Here is a 20,136-nt window from a genome sequence, read left to right on the forward strand (position 1 = left end):
CTGCGGATGGAAATACGGTTTCGTTAAGGGGCGGCTTCGAAGAGAGCGGGGAGGTTGGATTCATACCAGGCCTTGATTTCAGTGAGCGCGGGATGACGCAGGCTCTTCTTCAGGTAGATTTCCACTCTCGGCAGATGGGTGAGATAATGCGGCTTGCCGTCGCGCAGGTCGAGCCGGGCGAAAATCCCCATGATCTTGGTGGCGCGCTGCGCCCCGAGAATGGCGTAAGCCTTTGCGAAACCCGCCATGTCGAAATCGGGGTCGGCCTCGCGCCGCGCCAGCGCGTAATGCGCGATGAGTTTCATCTCGAGTTCGTCGGGCACGGTGACGCGGGCGTCCTGCGCGAGCGAGACGACGTCATAGGCCGGATGCCCGAGCACGCAATCCTGAAAGTCGATGATTCCGACCCGGCGAAGACCCTCGCGCTGCGGCAGCCAGATGAGGTTCGGCGAATGATAGTCGCGCAGCGTCCAGGTCGGAGGCGCGGAAGCCAGCTCGATCAGAGCCTGCCGCCACAGATTGACGAAAACCGCCCGCGCGCCCGAGGCGACCATCGAGCGGGCGATATGGCTGATATACCAATCGATCAGAAGCTCGACCTCGATCAGCAGCGCGTCGAGGTCGTAAGGCGGAATGCGATAGGAGCCGTCGCCCGCGATCGGCAGAACGTCGGAAAGCTTGCGCGAATGCAGATGCGCCAGCGCCGAGACGGCTTCCTGATAGCGCTCCGGGATCGGGCCGTTTTCGTCGACCACGCCTTCTCGGCCGAGATCCTCGACGATCGCCAGGCCCTCGTCGAGGTCGCGAGCGAGAATTTTCGGCGCGGAGAGACCCTGCGCGCTGAGCCCCTCGCCCACCGCCACAAAGGCCCTGATATTCTCGGCGAGGCGCGCGATCGCGCTGTAGGATTTGCCGTATCTTATCGGAGGGCCGTCCGGCCGCGCCGGCGAGATCATCAGAATGGCCCGCTCGCCATTGGGCTTTTCGAGGGTCTCGTAAGCCCGGCTGGAGGCGTCTCCCAGGAGGTGCGCCCTCCTGGCGTCGGCCCATCCGGAGTTGCGTAGGAACTCCCGCAGCGCCTTGAAGGAGCCCAGCCGCTGCGCGAAGGCTCCATGGCCGGAAACGGTCACGATGCGGGCGTCGCGGCGTTCGGGTTCGGCGAAACTGAAGCGGATTTCGAGGTGGTCCGGAGGCAGCAGCTCGCGTGCGCGCTCAGCCCATTCGACGAGGAGTATCGCATCCTCGCAGACCTCCTCCCAGCCCAGCTCGGCGACGTCGGCGGCTGCGTCGATCCGGTAGAAATCGGCGTGGACGATTCTGCCGAAATCGCCCTCGTAGACCTGCATGAGGGTGAAGGTCGGGCTCGGCGCCTCCAGAGCGGGATCGCCCGAAAGGGTCCGGATGAGGGCGCGGGCGAAAGTGGTCTTGCCGGCGCCGAGATCGCCGGCCAGCGCCACGACATCCCCCTTTTTGAGAAACGTCGCCAGATCCTGCGCGAGGGCCGCCGTCGCCTCCTCGGTCGCAACGTCCAGCCGCCATACGGTTCTCGGAGCGGTCTTGCTTGTTGCGTCCGCGCTCATCGCCCTCAACCTTTATCCCGCGCCAACTCCTCGCGGGCCATCGATGGAAAGGCGCAGGTCACGACTGCGCCTTCGCCGGGAACGGCGTCGACATGCATCACGCCGCCGTTGGCCTCGATGAGTTGTCGCGCATGGGCGCGATTTTTGTCAACGCCGCCGCCGCGGTCGGCGACCTTGAACACCACCTCGGCCTGGCGCTGGAACCCGGCGAGGGTTATCGCCTGATCCGAGCCGGTGGATTCTATCGCATCGCACAACAGACCGCCGAGCGCCTGGAGCAATTGGCTTTCGTCGCCGTAAAAACCGTCGAATTCGCTGGTGGGCAACAAGCGAAGCCGCACGTTTCTGTGGTCGAGCTGCGCCTGCACCCTATAGGCGGCGGCGCGCATGAGTTCGCCCGCGTCTATTTCGACCGGCCGCGCGACGGGCGGCGGCTCCTCCGCCTCCTGCTGCGGCGCGGGATGCGGCGCCTGCTGCTCGGGACTCGGGAAGACGCAGGTCACCGTCGTGCCCTCGCCCGGCAAGGAATCGATCAGGATCTTGCCGCCATGCAGCTCCATGAAGGCGCGAACGATCGAAAGCCCGAGCCCCACGCCGCGGTGACGCGACCCGGAAGTATTTGATTCGAAAGGATCGAACACGCGCTCCAGCACCTCGGGAGGAATTCCGCGTCCGCGGTCCACCACCTTGAACACCACTTCGCCCGCGCGCCTGTAGGCCGCGAGGGTGACGATCTGGCCGGAATGCGAGAAGCCGATGGCGTTGGACAGCAGGTTGAACAGAATCTGTCGCACGCGCTTGGCGTCGCCGCGGAAGCATCCGACATCCTCCGGCGCGACGATCTGCAATTCGATGTTGTATTCCGCCAGCCGATCCTGCACGCCTTCTATGGCGCCCTGCATGGCGCTCCTGGCGTCGACATCTCCGATATCGAGCGTCATGGCGCCCTCGTCTATCGTGGCGAGATCCAGGATGTCGTCGACGATGGCGAGCAGGGCCGCGGAGGACTTGCCCACATAGCCGAGATATTCGAGCTGGCGCGGGTTCAGCGGCCCGGTGGTCTCGTCGCCGAGCAGATGGACGAAGCCGTTGATGTTGTTGAGCGGCGAACGCAGCTCGTAACTGACGTGGTGGATGAAGTCGTTGCGCAGCTTCTCCGCCGCCATCAGCGCCTTGTTGCGTTCGGTGAGCGCGCGCTCGACGTTGACGTCATTGGTCACGTCCACGAAGGTCAGCAGCGCCGCGCCCTCCGGCAGCGGCTGCGCGGTGAGATCCAGCACCAGCCCGTCGCTACGCTCCAGCCTGCGCGTGAATCCGACGCGCATTTCGTTGAGCCCCGTCACGAAACTGCGAAGATCGCGCCAGGTGTCCTCATTGGGGTGCAGCGAATGACACAGTTCTGCGATGGTTTCGAACCGGGGCTTCTGCTCCAGGACGGCGCCGTCGAAGCGCCAAAGCGCGGCGAAGGCCGGATTGCTGAAACGCAGGCGCCCATCGGCTCCGAAAACGGCGACGCCCTCATGCAGGGTCTGCAGGGTCTCGTTCTGCATGCGATAGAGCGCGTTGAAGCGCGATTCGAGCTCGTAGCGCTCGCTGATGTCATCATAGAGATAGGTGACGCCACCCTTGGGATTGGGCGTCACCTTCACGCAGATGGAGCGGCCGTCGGGCATGTGCCAGACATGCGGCGGAAGCTCCTCGGTCGAGCGATAGGCTTCGAACAGCCGTGACTTCCAGGCGCGAAAATCGCCTTCGACCGGGAGCCGCTGCGCCAGACGCAAGCGGTCGAGAATCTGTCCGTCGGTCGGATGCTGGTCGAGAAAGGCGGGATCGAGACGCCAAAGCTTTTCATAGGCGGCGTTGCGGTACACCAGCCGCTGGGCGCCGTCGAAAATGGCGATGGCGCTCGGAAGCTCGTCGAGCGTCCGCGTGTGCGACTGCATCTGCTGCTCGAACTCGGCGCATAGATTTTCGATTTCCTGGCGATCGAGAGCGATGCTGGCGGAAGATTTCTCCCAAGGCGCCTGAATCACGTCGAGCTGATGCCGCGCGCCGGCCACGATCGCGGTGACACGCTCGCGCCAGACCTGCAACCTCGATTGCGCGTCCTTCGCGACGGCGCGCACGGACTGGTCCAGCAATTCGATCTGACGCTCGACGGCGTCCGCCGGATCGCGCGCCTCGACCGCCTGGGCATAGGCGCTGTTGACGAAGGTCAGGCGGCCGTCGGCGTCGCGCAGCCAGACGGGCGCGGGCGCTGCTTCCAGAAGGGCGCGCAGCCCCTGAGCGTCGGCCTTGATGGCCTCATAATTTTCGCGCAGGCTGATCAGCTCGAGCCTGTCTCCGGAGACCTCGCGCAGGCGCAGCACCGCGCGTCCGCCGACCGCTCGGCCCTCCGCGTCGAAATGCCTGCCCGATATTCCCTGCAGGGGAAGATGAAAAGCCTCCCCCAGCTCCCGCAGGCGGTCGACCTTGTGCTCCAGATCCTGGGCCGATTGAGGCGCGAGCCACGACCCGAAGGCCAATACCCGGCGCGGCGCGGGCTTGTCGATGACGAGCTGCGGCGAACCTTCGATGTCCGGCTCGCTCGTCGGGCTGTCCCAGGCGATGAAGAGCTGCTGCTCGCTGGACAGGAAAATCTCGGCGCGGTCGCGTTGGGCGCGGGTCTGCTCGAGCCGCGCCGTCAGGTCCGCCTCTGCGCGGCGCCAAGCCTTGCGCTCCGCCATATAGGCGAGGGCGACGAAAGTCGAGAACAAAGCAAGACCGCCGCTCAGGGCGATGCCGTAGACCTCGAGCTCGCGGCCCAGCTCGGGCAGCCACTCCAGGGATTGCGCGCGGGCGTCCGAGCTGAAGCTCAGGCTCGCCGCGCAGGGCGCGCCGAGGATCGCCATGCCGTCGATACAGGAGATTTGGCGGCGAACCTTCGCCAGGGCGGCGACGGTTCCGCGCAAAAGCTTTCGCCGGAATTGCGTCATGAGCGCGCGCCTCCGGGGAGTTGGCGCATCTCTTTTGGCGTCATGCGAACCGGTCTCCACGGTCGATTGCGGGGTTAATCTCTACAAACGCCGTAAGCCGTCTACATACAAAGCCTTGCGCGCTCGCAACCAAATGGCCGCGGCGCGAGAGGCGCGCCGAACGCTCGAAGATAAGCGGGCCAGGGCTGAAGCGCCGCGAGCCCGCGGCAGGCGTTCGAATCACCTCAATCTAAAACGACGCCGGCCAAAGTGGAATCCATGTTTTAGGAACAAAATGTCGCCCGACGAAAAAAGAGCGGCCCGCCCCCGGAAAAGGGCGGGCCGCAAGACGCTTAAAGACTCGTCGGATCAGTAGCGGTAGTGATCCGGCTTGAAGGGACCGTTCTTCGGCAGGTTCAGATAAGCGGCCTGCTGGTCGGTCATTTCCGTCAGCTTCACGCCGATCTTGTCGAGATGAAGCGCCGCGACCTTTTCGTCGAGGTGCTTCGGCAGGGTGTAGACGCCGGTCGGATACTGGCCCTTCTTGGTCCACAGCTCGATCTGGGCCAGAGTCTGGTTGGTGAAGGACGCCGACATCACGAAGGACGGATGGCCCGTCGCGCAGCCGAGGTTCACGAGGCGGCCTTCCGCCAGCAGAATGATGCGCTTGCCGTCCTGGAACTCGATCTCGTCGACCTGCGGCTTCACATTATGCCACTTGAGATTGCGCAGGCCGGCGACCTGGATCTCGGAGTCGAAGTGGCCGATGTTGCAAACGATGGCGCGATCCTTCATGACGCGCATATGCTCGACGGTGATGACGTCGACATTGCCGGTCGCGGTGCAGAAGATGTCGGCGCGCGCAGCGGCGTCTTCCATCGTCGTGACTTCATAGCCTTCCATCGCCGCCTGCAGGGCGCAGATCGGATCGATTTCGGTGACCAGCACGCGGCAGCCGGCGTTGCGCAGCGAGGCAGCCGAGCCCTTGCCCACGTCGCCGTAGCCGGCGATGCAGGCGACCTTGCCGGCCATCATGACGTCGGTGGCGCGGCGGATGCCGTCGACGAGAGACTCGCGGCAGCCGTAGAGATTGTCGAATTTCGACTTCGTCACCGAGTCGTTGACGTTGATCGCCGGCCACAGGAGCTTGCCTTCCTTGTGCATCACATAGAGACGATGCACGCCGGTGGTGGTTTCCTCGGTCACGCCTTTGATGGCCTCGGCGTTGCGCTTGTAGAAGCCCGGATTGGACTTGAGGCGCTTCTTGATCGAGGCGAACAGAACCTCTTCCTCTTCATTGGTCGCCTTGTCGAGGAAGGCGGTGTCGCCGTTCTCGGCGCGCAGGCCGAGATGGATCAGCAGCGTGGCGTCGCCGCCGTCGTCGAGGATCATGTTGGGGGTTCCGCCGTCGCCCCACTCGAAGATGCGATGGGTGTAGTCCCAATAGTCTTCGAGGCTCTCGCCCTTGATGGCGAAGACAGGCGTGCCGGCCGCGGCGATGGCGGCGGCGGCGTGATCCTGGGTCGAATAGATGTTGCAGGAAGCCCAGCGGACGTCGGCGCCCAGCGCCTTGAGAGTCTCGATCAGGACGGCGGTCTGGATGGTCATGTGGAGCGAGCCGGCGATGCGGGCGCCCTTGAGCGGCTGGCTCGGACCATATTCGGCGCGGGTCGCCATCAGGCCCGGCATTTCGGTCTCGGCGATGTTGAGTTCCTTGCGGCCCCATTCGGCGAGACCGATGTCGTGGACGACGTAATCGTTGAAGTGAGCTGTCATCTTCTTCCTCTGATCGCGGCGCGCCGCCGCATGAAGCCAGAGGGTTTTCGAGCGAAGCGGCCGCCGCTTCGCGTCAAGAAAACCCGACCGAACAAGGAAGCCTGGAGAATTTCCGGTCCAATCCGAAGCAAAAATTCTCCAGGCCGGCTCACGCCGCCCCCTCTCACGCCGCTATAGCAAAGTGAGCACTCCCGCGCAATAAAGATATGTGCAAGTCTTTATATGGCCCCGCTCCGCCCATGCGCCCTGCGATATTTGAGGCGGGCGTTGGCCACAGACACCCGCAGCCACAGGCTGACGCCGAAGCCGATGAAATGCGCCATCAGCAGCAGGAAGCTCATCAGCAATATGAAGACGTCCAGGGCCCTGATGATCTTGCTGGGGTCGGTAATGGCGATTCCGGGAGGCTGGGACACCGTCTTGGCGATCAGCAGCACGATGCTCAGCGCGACGCCGCCGAAGGACGAGAGCACCCCGAGCACGCCGAGGAATATCCCTGCGGAAAAATACCACAGCGTCGGACCGGGGACCTGGCCGAAATAATAATGCGGATGCGCCGCCACCGGATGCGCCTGCCGCGTGTAGTAGAAGCAAAGTCCGCAGGTCAGCAGCAGGAGAAACAGGGAGCAGCCGCTCCAGTAGAGGGCGTCGCCGGCGCTGGCGTTCACGGCGCTGAGCATTCGCCCGGCCGTGGCGATCTGCAGCAGCAGCGCGCATAGAAACGCGAAGATGAACTGGAGCCAGAAGCCGATCCAGCCGTACAAGGACATTTTTCTGGAAAACTCGCGCGCTATGCGGTCGCCGTAGCTGTCCGCCGAAAGGGGCGAAGGAAATCCGGCGACCGACGTCGACGGGGCGGGCCGCAAGGCCTTGGCCACCGCAAGGCCGCCATGGGCGAAGAGGACGGCGGCGAGGGCGATCGCCGAGATATTGTGAATATGCCCGCTCAGCGCGGCGAGACGGTCGTCGGGCTCCCCGAAGGCCGGCAAGGGCGCGCCCCAGAACTGCACCGTCTCGCCGGCGTAGCCGAGACGCAGACAGCCGCTGACGGTCAACGCAGCGAACAGCGCGACGGCGAGGATAACCAGCCACGCGCCCGCAGCGTCGCTCCAATGCGGCTTGCCGCTCGGCGCCATGCGGTCATGGGAGCGGATTAGCAGAACGACGACCACGACGAGAACGGCCGCCGCGGTGAGGCCGAGCGAGACATGCAGATCGTCGACAAAGCCGCGTTCGTCGCCGCTCATCGGCAGAAACTGGGCGCGCCAGCCCAGCCCCAGCAGGGCGAGCGTGAGGAGCGCCAGCAGCCAGTGGGACAAAGTGAAGGCTAATCCATGCTTGGGTTCGGTCGAGGACATGAGGCCGCCTTTATCGCTCGCGATCGATGAGCGAGACTATAAGCCGGAAATTGCGCAGCGCCTGGTAGAAATTGCTGCGGCGCAAGATCGCGCCGAAAAGAGTAAGTGAAACCACAAAAACAAAGCCGTTTGAAGAAAATCGGCCTCGGTGAGGCGTCCCCGCCTCCCGAAGCCGTTCTCTCGCAGTCGTCAGAGCGACTTCAGATATTCGAGCAGCGCTTTCTTCTCTTCGTCCGGAAGGGCCGTGCCGAAATTGTGTCCGCAGCGGCTGTTGCCCGAGGCGTCGGGCTTTTCGCCGCCGCAGTCGGCCGTCGTCTCATAGACGTAAGAGTCGAATTTGGTCTGCTCTCTGGCGAGGCCGACATTGGCGAGATCATAGGCGGGACCGATCTTGAAGCTCGCGACCCGCTGCGCCGGAGGCTTGAGCAGTTCGGCGAGAGACGGAACCGAGCCGTTGTGGAGATAGGGCGCGGTCGCCCAGATCCCGCGCATGACCCGCGCCTCATAGGCGGGGCGCGCGACTTCCTCGAACCTGAATATGGCGTTCAGGGCGCCCTTGAGCTGGGAGCCGAGGAACTGTTTGAAGAATTCGAGCTTCTCGGGCGGGCTGATGGGTTCGTTGCGCAGGCATTCCTCCACCAGCGGCAGGAACTGCATCGGGCCGAAGTGAAGCGGCCCCTGCGCGATCGAGCCCACGACGGCGACGCTGAGGATATTGGCCATGCTGTCGGTCGCCTGCAGCTCGTTGAACGGCGGCTGCGGGACGATCTGTCCCTTGAGAACCCCGGTGTCGCCGGAGCGGCCGAGGCGCAGATTCTCCCGCGCGTCGGTCTCGACGTTCTGGACCGGAGTCTTCCAGGTGTTCTGGTTGCAAAGACGCGGTTCGCCTTTGATTTCCTGATGGCATCCCGGCCCGCAGCCGCCTTCCTTGGCGGGGCGGTCGAAAATCTCCTTGCCCTTATCGGCGAGCTTGCGGTCGATCGGCCCCGGGAACTTCGGCGCCTCCATCTGTTTGATCAAGGTCTCGAGCCGCAGCAGGCCCGGGAAGTTGAGCGATGAATCCTTGAGGTAATCGAGAGGAACGAGCGGATCGCCGGTGGGGGTCGGATGGAAAATGCCGAATACCCCGTAGACCTCGCCGACATTGCGCCCGAGGCCCGTGATGTCGTCGCCGTTCTGGGCGAATCCCGGCCATTGGGTCATATCCTGAATGGCGGCGTTCCAAAGGAAGGGGTAGCGCACCGGCGCATCGGCCGCAGCGAGATTGCCCTCGATGACGCGGTTGGGCGCCGGACCGATGTCGAGGCCGGCGACCCGGTTGAAGATCATGCCGACGGCGTCGAGCCGCGCCGGCCCCCAGATCGTCGCGGGAGGCTTGGGCACGCCGGCGAACATGATTTTATGGAAAGGGAAATACCAGGCCTGGACTTCCCCTTTCAGCTTCTTCACCGCCTCCTCGGAGGGCGAGCCGCCCAGCACCGAAACGGCGAAAGGCTTGAAGGCGGCGTCGTCCTTCAGGAGGGCGTCATAGGCGCCGTCGAGATCGTTGAAGAGACTGCCGAGATCGACGATGCCGGGACCGCCGTCGACGCGCAGCGGCGCGCCGTCGATTTCGATCTGCCTCGTATGGCAGGCGGCGCATGTGATGGAGAGCGTCGCGCCGCCCTCATTGTCCAGCGCGGCGAGAAAGCCGACCGGCAGGCCCGGTATCGGGCTGTCCGGATTGGGCAGATAGCCGTAGCGGGACAGGCCATCGTCGAGGAAGCCGGTCCCGTCGGCGCGCTTCAAGGCCTTGAACCAGGAGAAGGGCATCAGCCTCGCGCCCTGGTCGCGGCTGTAGAACTCCTTGCGGCTGATGGAATTCCAATGCGGGCCCTGATCGGCGAATTTCACCGGCTCTGCAAAAGCGCGGGGCGAAAAGCCGGCCGCGCAACAGATCGACAGGATCGCGGCGGCGACACGGCGCCGCGAAGAGTATGGCTTATTATACACTCTTTCCTCCAAATTCGGCTTTTTGATCCGGGCCGCCATCGAACGGTCTGCACAATCGCTAAGGTGATTTCAGAACGAAATGAACGAACCCGATTTTCGGACGAAAAGTTTTGCGGCGCCCCGACGCATTCCAAATCGAAAAGCGCCGGCCGGCGCCGGCGTCAAATCCCCCGCCCGGCGCGATTATGACGGAAAATTTTTTCCGCACAACAATTCACCGGCTTAGATCTCATTGCGACAGGAGTGCGCTCCGGCCATTCGCTTCTGTCGCGCCGGCAAATTGCGAAAGCCTGGATTCGCGCACCCATCTCGCCCGCGCCTTTACGGCACGATGGTCACGAGGCACGGCGCCAGCGACGCCAGTTTTTGGGAAACGCTTCCAAGCAAGAGACCTGTGAGCCTGCCGCGGCCTCGCCGGCCCAATATCGCCATTTCGGGTTTCTCGCGGTCGATGAGTCCCATTATCTCCTCGGCGGCGTCGCCCCAGCCGAACCAGGTCCGAACCCTCGGCGCGCCCGCTCGCTCGGCTCGTTCCCTCGCCTCACGCAAGGCGGCGTTCGCCAGCAATTCGACAGCTTCTCCAGCGTCCCTCTCGGAACGGGCGGCTTCGTCGATTTCGCGGTCCCAGGCGCTTCCGGCGATCGTCACGATCAGAAGATCGGCGTCGAGTTTCCTTGCGAATGCGGCGGCCGTATCGACCGCGCGGCTTGCGCCCGCGGAACCATCCGCCGCGACCAGAATCAATTGCGGTTTCATTTTCCCTCCAGGTCGACTCCCATGTCGGCCCCGCGATCTTCCTCCAGCCACTCCCGCCAGATCGCGAGGAGCACCGCCAGGACGAGAGGCCCCAAAAACAGGCCGACGAGGCCGAAGGCCATCAAGCCGCCCATCACCCCGATGAAGACGAGAGCGAGCGGAATGTCGGTCGCGCCGCTGATCAGCAGCGGCTTCAATATATTATCGGTCGGATTGACGATGACGGCGCCCCACGCCAGCAGGGCGAGGCCGGCGCCGGTCCGTCCGGAGAGCAGCATCCAGAGCGCCACGGGGGCCCAGATCGACACCGCGCCCACGAAAGGAATCACCGCAGCCACGGCCGTCGCCGCCCCCAGTAGAATGGGGGCTCCGATCCCGAAAATCTGATAACCGACGCCGGCCAGGAAACCTTGAGCGAGAGCGCTGACGAGGAGGCCGAAAACGACGGCGCGGGTGGTGGCGCCGATCGCCTGAAAATATTTATCGGCCATCTCGCCCACGATCTTGTGCAGGGCCCGGCGAATCTGCCCCAGCGCCGACTCGCCGTCGCGGTAGAGAAAGAACAGCGCGACGACGGCGACGGCGAGTTGCGCGACGCTGCGGCCCAATCCGCCGACGAGCGAGGCGATTTCGCGGCTCCAGGGCTCCAGCCACTCCTTCACCTGCTGCTTTCGCACTTCGGGATCGTTCCAGAAGCCGGTCAGCGTCTCGTCGAGAACCGGCCCCAGAACGGGAATGTGCGTGAGCGCCTCGGGCAGGACGAGCGGCTCGTCGAAGGCGGAAGAGATTTCACGATAGCTCTCGCTGAGCTCCCGGGGCAGACGCAGCAGGAGAGACAGGAACGGCACCAGCAGGAGCGTGAGCACGAGGGTCGTCGCGACGCTCGCCGCGAGGGACGGCCGGCCTTCGAGCAGCCGCAGGATGCGCCGATAGATCGGAGTGGTCAAATAGGCGAGGATCGCGGCCCAGGCCAGGGGCGCCCAAAAGGGCCTGACCACCAGATAGCCGAGGGCGAGCAAGGCCGCGAGGAGAACCACGCCTAAAAGTGAACGATTTTGCATCAGCTCATTTTCCCTGCAAGCAAGGCCATTGGAGGCTTCCGAGTGGTTAAGGCCTCGGCCGGTCTCGTTCTCCGAGAATGAGAACGTCTGCCGCCTTCAGATCGCCGCCGACTATCTCGGTGCGCTTGTCGTCGCTCAAACCCAGTTGGACGGATGCGGCGGAGGCATAGCCATCGCGCAACACCCAAAGCCGCGACGCGCATCCCTCCATGCCCCTGCGCCGGCATTTCTCTTGCGCGTAGCGAACGGCCTCGTTCGGCGCGACAAGCACATTGTCTCGATGTTCGACTTCGATCCGAACAGTGGGCGCCACGCCAGGCGCCAGGCGCCTCTCGGGATCTCTTACAGCGACCACAATGCGGCTTTGTGTCCTGAGAACCGACGTTACTTGCGCAGCCAATGTTTCACCCCCGACGTCGACGAAAGCGCGATCGCCGATTTTTACCGCCTGGATGTCGTCCAGCCCGACCGCAACCCCGATTTCGGGCGGTCCCTCGCGCTCTACGACAAGCAGCGGAGGACCGTCCCTCTCGACCGCCGCTCCTTGTGCGGCCCTTCCCGATACGATTCCGGCCATGGGCGCCCGAATCTCCGCCCGCGCGAGATCGCCCTCGGCTTCGTTCAAAGCCTTCTCCTGGCGCGCCATCGCCGCCGCAATGCGGCGCGACGCGGCGAGAGCGGATTGATAGGTTCTTTCCGCCAGAAGCGTCTTTTGGCGAACGCCGGCGGCGCGAGCCCGCTCGAGCGCCTTTTGCGCGCGGGCCTGCCGGGCCTCGGCTCTGGCCTCCTCGGCGCGCGTTTTCGCCAGCGAAGCCTCGAGCCGCACTACCGCGGCGCTATAGGGGCGTCGCCCGACGGAACCGCAGAGCTGGCCTTCGGCGACCTTGCTTCCGATTTCGCAACCCTTGAAGCGCGCCATGCCGGGCGCGGGGGCGAACGTCTCCATCTTTCGAGGCTGGAGCGCCGCGCCAGACCCGACGATCATGCGGCTGAGCGAGCTGCGCTCAACCGCCCCAGTCACAAAGCGCGCAGACGACCCTTGCCCTTGCGGCCATTGCAGCCATGCGCCGGCGGCCGCCGCCGCAACAACCAACGCCGTGCCAAAGCTCATCCAGAATCTTTCGGCCCCCCCAGCTCGGGGGCCCTTGGGCGCGAAGGCGCGCGACGCCGACTTGATCAGCTCCAACAAAACCAACGGCGAAGCTGCAGCGGCAAGAAGGCGGATCTCCTCGCCAAGGGAGAGTTCTTTCGCCTGGAGGATATGGGCGAAGGAAGCATTCTGATGGCTGGCCATTTGCAGCAGGATCGAGCCGCCTACAACGGCGAGCAGATAGGGGTTCGACAGCGGATTGCGCCGCCAGATCGGCGTCGTTCCGTTGCGGGCGCCGAGCGCGAGAAGCAATTGCGAGAACACCATCGACGTGAAGGCGTAAGAGCGTCCCTGCTCCAGGCCTCCCGTTTCCAACCCATAGAGAAAGAGCAAGAAGGAAACCGCCGACAAAAGCACGGCGGTGAACAGCATCGTTTCGAGAAAGCTCCTGTCGGTCAGCGACTCGCTGCGATGTCGTGGGGGCCGGTTCATGGCGCCCGGATCGGCGCGGTCGGCGGCGAGACAGAGCGCGGGAGGGCCGTCGGTGATGAGATTGATCCACAACAGATGAATTGGAAGCAGGGGCGACGGCAGACCGCCGACGATGCAGATCGTCATAAGCATCAGCTCGCTGGCGTTGCAGGCGAGCAAATATTGCAATGTGTTCCTGATATTCTCGAAAATGCCGCGGCCCTCTTCGACGGCGTCCACGATGGTCGCGAAATTATCGTCGGCGATGACCATGTCCGAGGCCTGCTTCGTGACCTCGCTCCCGGTCATTCCCATGGCGAGGCCGATATCCGCGCCCTTGATCGCCGGCGCGTCGTTCACGCCGTCGCCGGTCATGGCCACAACCGCGCCATTCGCCTGCCAAGCTCGGACAACGCGCAATTTATGCGCAGCGCTCACCCGCGCATAAACCGAGATGTCGACCACGCGCGCGGCGAGCGCGTCGTCGCCAAAAGAGTCGAGCTCGGCGCCGGTCAAGACGCCGCCTTCGTCGCCGAGTCCGAGCTCCGCGCCGATGGCGACGGCCGTGCGCGGATGGTCTCCGGTGATCATGACGATGCGAATGCCCGCGCTGCGGCATTTGGCGATCGCCCCTTTCACCTCCGGCCGCGGCGGATCGCGCAGCCCGCAAAAGCCAACGAAAACCAAATCGCGCTCGATCTCTTCGGCGCCTGTCTGCGCAGGCGCGTCCTCCAGGTCGCGAAAGGCGCAAGCGAGGACTCGGAACCCCTCGCCGGCCGAGGCGGCGTTGCGATCAAGGAGATATTCCCGCTCCTCTTCCGTCAGCTTTACGACGCCGTCGCCCGTCAGAATTTGCGAGCACCGCGCCAGCAGCGCTTCCGGGGCGCCCTTGGCTAGCGCTCGCACGCGCCCGTCCTGCAGCCTGCGCAGGACCGAATGAAGCTTGCGATCGGAATCGAACGGGATTTCCTGGATCTGCGGACAGGCCTGGTCCAGCGCGCGGCGATCGGCGCCCGCCTTCAGGCCTGCGCGCAACAAGGCGCCCTCGGTCGGATCGCCGACGACCGTGCAACCATCCGCCGTGACCTCGAGATGCGCATTGTTGCAGCCGACCAGGATCTCCGCCATCCGCCTCAGGGGCGGGTCGCGCTCCGGATCGACAACAACGCCGTTGGAACGGATCGCGCCGCTGGGTCGGCGGCCGTCGTCCTCCATCTCATAGCTTCGATTGGCGAGGAACAGGGTCCTGGCCGACATGGCGCCCAAGGTCAGCGTGCCGGTCTTGTCGGTGCAGATGACATTGGTGGAGCCGAGCGTCTCCACCGAAGCGAGGCGGCGCACCAGCGCGCGCCGGCGCGACATGCGCATCACGCCGAGAGACAGCGCCGCGGTGGCGACCGCGGGTAAGCTCTCGGGCAATGCTGCGACGGCGAGGCTGACCGAGGTCATGAACAAATCGACGATGGGTTCTCCGCGCAGCAGTCCCAATCCAAAGAGCAGCGCCACGATTCCGAGCGTCGCCCAGAGCAAAGTCCTGCCGAACCGATCGAGCTTCTGTTGGAGCGGGGTTTCCTGGTCTTCGCCGGCCTCCCGGATCAGCGCGGCGATGCGCCCGAGCTCGGTGCGCATTCCGGTGGCGACCACGACCGCGCGCCCCGAGCCGGCGACGACGCTCGTTCCCATGAAGACCATGTTGATCCGGTCTCCCACGGGGAGATCCGGATTTTCCAGAGCCCCGACTTGTTTGCGAACGGCTTCCGCTTCGCCGGTGAGGGCGGACTCGGCGCAGGCGAGCAAAGAGGCGCCGAGCAGCCGGGCGTCGGCGGCGATGAGATCGCCCGCTTCGAATTCGATGACATCCCCGGGCGCGATTCTCGTCGCGGAGATGGTCGTCGCCGCGCCGTCCCGCCAAACTCTGGCCCTCGGCGCCGTCATTCGCTTTAGCGCCGCAATCGACTTTTCGGCGCTATATTCCTGATAAAAACCAACCAGGGCGTTCAGAAGCACGATCGCGAGAATGGCGGCCGAATCCTCGGCGTCGCCGAGCGCGCCGGAAACGACGCTGGCGGCGACGAGGACCCATACCAAAACGCTTTTGAATTGAGCCAGAAAGATCGTCAGGGGACTGAACGCTTCGGAAACAGAAATCCGGTTCGGTCCATATCGGGCAAGCGCCTCTTCGGCCTGCATCGACGTGAGGCCTTCCGGGGAAGAACCCTGGCGCCGCAGGCTTTCCTCGGCCGACAAGCAATGCCAGCGCGCCTCGATGGGCTGTTCGGCCGCTCCCCGATCCATTGGCGTTCCGCTCCCGATCGAACGATCGCAGGAAGACCTGCAGCAAGGCATTTTTCTTCCCGAGCTTCAAGGCTCCAGGCGCCGTATCGAATTGGAGCATCCCGCCCGACCCTCCAGAGTAACAGGTCGAGCTTCGCCATTTGGCCTTGCCTAGAAGCTCCCCGCGGGCCATCCTCATTCGAAAAACAACATTCAGCGCGGGCGAAGGGCGGTCCATGGATTGGGTGATTTTGATCATCGGCAGCCTGTGCGAAGTCGGCTGGCTGGTCGCGATGAAATATGCCGACGGCTTTTCCCGCATCTGGCCCCTGGCGGCGATGGGGTTTTTCATGGTCGCGAGCATCGGCTGCCTCGCGCTTGCGGTGAAGACCATTCCCGCCGGCACCGCCTATGCCGTGTGGACGGGAGGAAGCGTCGCCGCCGTCACGATCGTGGGCGTTTACGTATTCGGCGAGCCGGCGACCACATGGCGTTTGGCCTGCATCTTCTTCATCTTCGTCGGCGTTACCGGCTTGCGCTTCGGCTCGAGCCACTGAGGCCGATCCGACACGCGCGCTGTCAATAAGCCGCAAAGCGCCATTTGTTATTATGGCGCGCGCGAATCGCGCGCCGCTACCAGTTTTCACAGCAGCAAAAGGCGCATCCATGCCGCAGACCGCCGTCGCCTCCGCCCTCAAAGCTCTCGACGTCCACGCCAGCACTCTGGCGCCGGCGCATGTGCGGAATTTTTTTGCGCAGGACCCTGATCGCTTTCAAAATTTTTCGGTCTCGCTGGACGATTTTCTGTTCGATTTCTCGAAACACAAGATCACCGGGGAAACTCTGAGACTTCTTGCGGCGCTGGCGGAGGCGCGCGACCTCCCCTCGCGCCGGGCGGCGCTCTTTGCCGGCGAAGCCGTCAACAACACCGAAGGGCGCGCGGCCATGCACATGGCGCTGCGCGACCTCTCCGGCCGCCCCCTGCCGGTGCAGGGGGTCGACATGCGGCGCGAAATCGAAGCCGAACGCGAGAAAGTTTTCGCCTTTGCCCGCGCCGTCCGCGAGGGAAAGCTGACCGGCGCCGGGGGCCTGCCTTTCACCGATGTGGTGAATATCGGCATCGGCGGGTCCGACCTCGGCCCGGCGATGGCGGCGCGGGCGCTTTCGCCTTACGCCAAAGGCGGGCCGCGCGCGCATTTCGTCGCCAATGTCGACGGCGCCGATCTGTCCGACACGCTGGCGAGGCTCGATCTTTCGCGCACGCTCTTCATCGTGTCGTCGAAGACCTTCACCACCCAGGAAACCATGGCCAACGCCGCGAGCGCGCGCGCCCGGGTGGTCGCGGCTTTGGGCGAAGCCGCCGTCGGGCTTCACTTCGCCGCGGTCTCCACCCGGCTCGACAAGGTGGCGCAATTCGGCATCGAGCCGTCGCGCGTTTTCGGCTTCTGGGATTGGGTGGGCGGCCGTTATTCGCTGTGGTCGGCGATCGGCCTTGCGCTCGCCATCGCCGTTGGGCCGGAGAATTTCACCGACTTCCTGCGCGGCGGCCATGACGTCGACATTCACTTCCAGGAAGCGCCGCTGGATAAGAACATCCCGGCGCTGATGGGCCTGCTCGGGGTCTGGCATCGCAACATGCTCGGCCGCGCCGCCCACGCGGTCATCCCCTACGACCAGAGGCTCGCGCGTTTCCCGGCCTATCTGCAGCAGCTCGACATGGAATCGAACGGCAAATCCGTCACCCGCGACGGCGCTCTGGTCGCCGGCGCGACCGGACCGATCGTGTTCGGCGAGCCCGGCACCAACGGCCAGCACGCGTTTTTCCAGCTCCTGCATCAGGGCACCGACGTCACGCCGATCGACTTCCTGCTCGCGGCCGAGCCGATCGACGCCGACGCGCATCATCACGCCCTGCTTTTTTCCAACTGCCTCGCGCAAAGCGAAGCTTTTATGCGCGGGCGGACTCTGGAGGAGGCCAAAACGCTGTTGCGCAAGGAGGGACGCAGCGAAGCCGATGTCGAGCGCCTTGCGCCGCATAAGGTGTTTTCGGGCGACCGCCCCTCGAGCACGCTATTGTACCGGCGGCTCGATCCGCGCACGCTGGGCCGGCTCGTGGCGCTCTATGAGCACAAGGTCTTCGTCCAATCGGTGATCTGGGACATCAACCCCTTCGACCAGTGGGGCGTCGAGCTCGGCAAGGAGCTGGCGAGCCGCCTCGCCCCCATCGTCGAGGACGACAAGGCCTCGACCGCGGCGCTCGACGGCTCGACCGCAGGCCTGATCGACTGGCGGCGGAGTCATCAGGGGTAAGCTTTGCAGCTTCCGCCGTCATCGCGAGCCGAAGGCGAAGCGATCAGGGCCACATCAATCCCCTTGGACTGCTTCGTCGCTGCGCTCCTCGCAGTGACGGCCCTCGCCTCAGGGCGAGGTCCAGGGATAGGTCCAGGTCTCGGTCAGCGTCCGGCTTCCCGCGCGCAAAAACAGCCGCAGGTCGGCGGTCTGGCCCGACACCACAGAAACGTCGAACAGCGCGCGCAATCCGTCGATATGCGGATTGGCGGCGACGCTGGTGCGCAGCACCTTGCCGTTGCTGGCTGTGGCCACCACCTCGACTTGACTCGGATCGCCGACATAATAGGCCATGTCGCCGCCGGCGAAATCGACCAGGAAACGCCGCGAATTCTGCACCACTTTCTCGGACGAGCCCAGCGCCTGGGGCGGCGCGCGGAAGGTGTTCACCACCCGGCCGTTGGGCGACAGCCGCGACTGATCGAGACAGGCTGTTATCCGATAGGCGTAGGAGAAAGGCTTCTGCGGCTCGGGGGGAGTCGTGGGCGTCCAGCTCGCGACGATATTGTCGTTGGTCTCGTCCCGGGTCGCAAGCTCGATCAGCTCGACGCGGCCCTCTCCCCAGGGGCCCAGCGGCTCGACGAAATAGCTGGGGCGCGATTCATAACCGAGCTCCAGATCCTGATAGGACTCCCAGGTGCGGTCGCGCTGCATCAGGCCGAAGCCCTTGTTGTCCTTGTCGAGGAAGGATGTGATGCGCGGCGCGGTCGGATTGCTGAGCGGGCGCCACAACCATTCGCCGGCGCCGGTTTCGATCAGCAGGCCGTCGGAATCATGCAGCTCGGCTCGGAAATTATCCCTGATGCGCTGGTCGTTCTCGCCGGTGAGGAACATCGAGGTCAGGGGAGCGAAGCCCAATTTCACGCCCTCGCGCCGCGGGAACAGGGTCGCCTGGACGTCCACCGTGCTGTCCTGTCCCGGCGTGACGTCGAAGCGGAAAGCGCCGGTGACCGCCTCGCTGTCGAGCAGGGCGTAGATCGTCGCGCGGTTGGAGCCCGGCGTGGGGGTCTCGACCCAGAACTCGCGGAAGAAGGGAAAGCTCTCCTTTTCCGTGCCGGCCTCGACGCAAAGGGCGCGAGCGGAAAGCCCGTATTTCTGCTCCCGTCCGAGGAAGCGGAAGTAGCTCGCCCCGAGGAAGGAGATCAGCTCGTCGCTCACATGGGGATCGTTGAGCGGATAATGCAGGCGGAAGCCCGCGAAACCCAGATTGACCGGAGGGTCTTTCTCCGGCTTCACCCTGCCGTAGTCGAACAGGTTCGGCGAATAGGGGATCGGCGCGGGCAGCCCGTCGCGGATCAGATTGACCGTCACGGGGCGCCGGTAGAGGAAGCCGAGATGGAAGGTCTCCAGCCGGAAAGCGCCGCCGCCGCCCACGAGCAGAGCGCGGTCCGGCCTGAATCTGATGTCGCGCCAGCTGTCGTATTCGAGATTGTCGAAAGCGTCGGGCAGGCGCTGCGGCGCGTCCTCGAAGGGCGCGCCGGCGAGTTCGCGCGCCCGGCCGAGCACATTGTCGAAACCGAATCGCGGCGGCTTCATCGCTACGGCGAGCGAGGGACGCCCGTTCTGGGCCAAGGCCTGATTCGCCGAGCCCAATTGCAGCGCGGCTTGAGGCGCGCCTATCGCCGCCATGGCGCCGAGCAGCTTGCGGCGGGTGATGTGCGTCATTCTTCTTATTCCGGAAACCCGAGCAAACCCGCAGCGCCTCAGCGCAAGCGGCGATTCGCGCCGGATGCGCGCCCAGCGGCGGGGAAGATGCTGATGCGGCGGTTTTCAACGAAGATCCGGGGCGACCGAGGCGCCGCCCGGAAACTCGCGAACCTGCCTAGCCGGCTTCGCCCTAAGTGGCAAGACGAAAGCGCCGCCAGCACAGGGGCAGAGACAGTATTTTCAAGGAGAATTTTGGGCGCCGCCGAGAAGCAGCCCCGCCGCCGGGCGCCGCCGCCGAAACCGGCCCGCCCCGATCCAGCACGCGGCATAGGCGCCGGGGCGCCGAAAAATTACGCGAAGTTCCAAAAAAGCGCTTGTCATAAATCGAAAAGCGCGTATCTACGTTTTGCCCAAATCGCACGTGCCTGTGGTCGTGTGTCGGTCGGTGGGGATCCGGACAAGAGGCCGGTAAACCATCGGTGAAGAACCGGCAGCCGGAGGCGAACCGGCGAACTCCGTCTCTGCGGAGGATCGCGACTTAAAGCAACGACGGACCGGGCTTTTTCGTCTCTGTCAGCCCTCCAAAGGCTGGCTTACCGAAGAGGCTTGTCTTTCTTGCCGGGCGTGCGGATCGGGTCTTTCCCCTTCCAAACGAGGCTTTCCCAAGCGACCGCCATGCGCGTTGCGCGCATGTTCGTCGTCACAGGAACGCCAACGGCGCATCACCGGATCGCCTGACGCGCTTGGCTGCGCGGCGGCGATCTCAGGATCGCTGATTGACCAACGCTCGTCGCGTCTCCATCGCGCGCGGGCGAAGGCGGTCGGCTG

The 20,136-nt window shown here is 64.7% G+C and carries 11 protein-coding genes; 2 read left to right on the forward strand and 9 right to left on the reverse strand.

What is annotated here, in order from left to right; translation table 11 throughout:
• Positions 1 to 23: 23 nt before the first annotated feature.
• The 8 genes from tsaE to H2LOC_RS21565 all read right to left on the reverse strand — a co-directional run bounded on the left by tsaE (position 24) and on the right by H2LOC_RS21565 (position 15,333).
• Entirely contained in the window at positions 24 to 1,580 is a 1,557-nt protein-coding gene (gene tsaE / locus H2LOC_RS09695) for a tRNA (adenosine(37)-N6)-threonylcarbamoyltransferase complex ATPase subunit type 1 TsaE (protein ID WP_136496219.1), read from the reverse strand.
• A gap of 5 nt (positions 1,581 to 1,585) precedes the next feature.
• Complete coding sequence (locus H2LOC_RS09700; RefSeq protein ID WP_343040085.1) at positions 1,586 to 4,555, reverse strand: ATP-binding protein; 2,970 nt, start codon at positions 4,553 to 4,555, stop codon at positions 1,586 to 1,588.
• Between the two features lie 348 nt (positions 4,556 to 4,903).
• Positions 4,904 to 6,310, reverse strand: a complete 1,407-nt coding sequence (ahcY, locus tag H2LOC_RS09705; RefSeq protein ID WP_136496220.1) for an adenosylhomocysteinase — start codon at positions 6,308 to 6,310, stop codon at positions 4,904 to 4,906.
• Positions 6,311 to 6,528: 218 nt separating this feature from the next.
• On the reverse strand, positions 6,529 to 7,668 hold the full coding sequence (locus H2LOC_RS09710; protein WP_136496221.1) for a DUF3611 family protein: 1,140 nt from the start codon (positions 7,666 to 7,668) through the stop codon (positions 6,529 to 6,531).
• Positions 7,669 to 7,857: 189 nt separating this feature from the next.
• The gene (locus H2LOC_RS09715; RefSeq protein WP_202620561.1) at positions 7,858 to 9,660 is read right to left on the reverse strand and encodes a di-heme-cytochrome C peroxidase; all 1,803 of its coding nucleotides are present in this window, start codon (positions 9,658 to 9,660) and stop codon (positions 7,858 to 7,860) included.
• 321 nt (positions 9,661 to 9,981) lie between these two features.
• Entirely contained in the window at positions 9,982 to 10,416 is a 435-nt protein-coding gene (locus tag H2LOC_RS09720; protein WP_136496222.1) for a universal stress protein, read from the reverse strand.
• Positions 10,413 to 11,477: an AI-2E family transporter gene (locus H2LOC_RS09725; RefSeq protein ID WP_136496223.1), complete on the reverse strand. Its 1,065-nt coding sequence runs from the start codon at positions 11,475 to 11,477 to the stop codon at positions 10,413 to 10,415. The genes H2LOC_RS09720 and H2LOC_RS09725 overlap by 4 nt, the downstream gene beginning before the upstream one ends.
• Before the next feature lie 46 nt (positions 11,478 to 11,523).
• Positions 11,524 to 15,333: an HAD-IC family P-type ATPase gene (locus H2LOC_RS21565; RefSeq protein ID WP_202620562.1), complete on the reverse strand. Its 3,810-nt coding sequence runs from the start codon at positions 15,331 to 15,333 to the stop codon at positions 11,524 to 11,526.
• A 215-nt stretch (positions 15,334 to 15,548) separates the two neighbouring features.
• On the opposite strand from H2LOC_RS21565, the gene H2LOC_RS09735 reads away from it, so the two are divergent.
• Positions 15,549 to 15,869, forward strand: a complete 321-nt coding sequence (locus H2LOC_RS09735; protein ID WP_136496224.1) for a DMT family transporter — start codon at positions 15,549 to 15,551, stop codon at positions 15,867 to 15,869.
• A gap of 109 nt (positions 15,870 to 15,978) precedes the next feature.
• Positions 15,979 to 17,622, forward strand: a complete 1,644-nt coding sequence (gene pgi / locus H2LOC_RS09740) for a glucose-6-phosphate isomerase (protein WP_136496225.1) — start codon at positions 15,979 to 15,981, stop codon at positions 17,620 to 17,622.
• 108 nt (positions 17,623 to 17,730) lie between these two features.
• Here the strand turns inward: pgi and H2LOC_RS09745 are convergent, their stop codons facing one another.
• Complete coding sequence (locus tag H2LOC_RS09745; RefSeq protein WP_136496226.1) at positions 17,731 to 19,326, reverse strand: OpgD/OpgG family glucan biosynthesis protein; 1,596 nt, start codon at positions 19,324 to 19,326, stop codon at positions 17,731 to 17,733.
• Positions 19,327 to 20,136: the final 810 nt, after the last annotated feature.

It is taken from the genome of Methylocystis heyeri (assembly GCF_004802635.2).
Taxonomy (GTDB): domain Bacteria; phylum Pseudomonadota; class Alphaproteobacteria; order Rhizobiales; family Beijerinckiaceae; genus Methylocystis; species Methylocystis heyeri.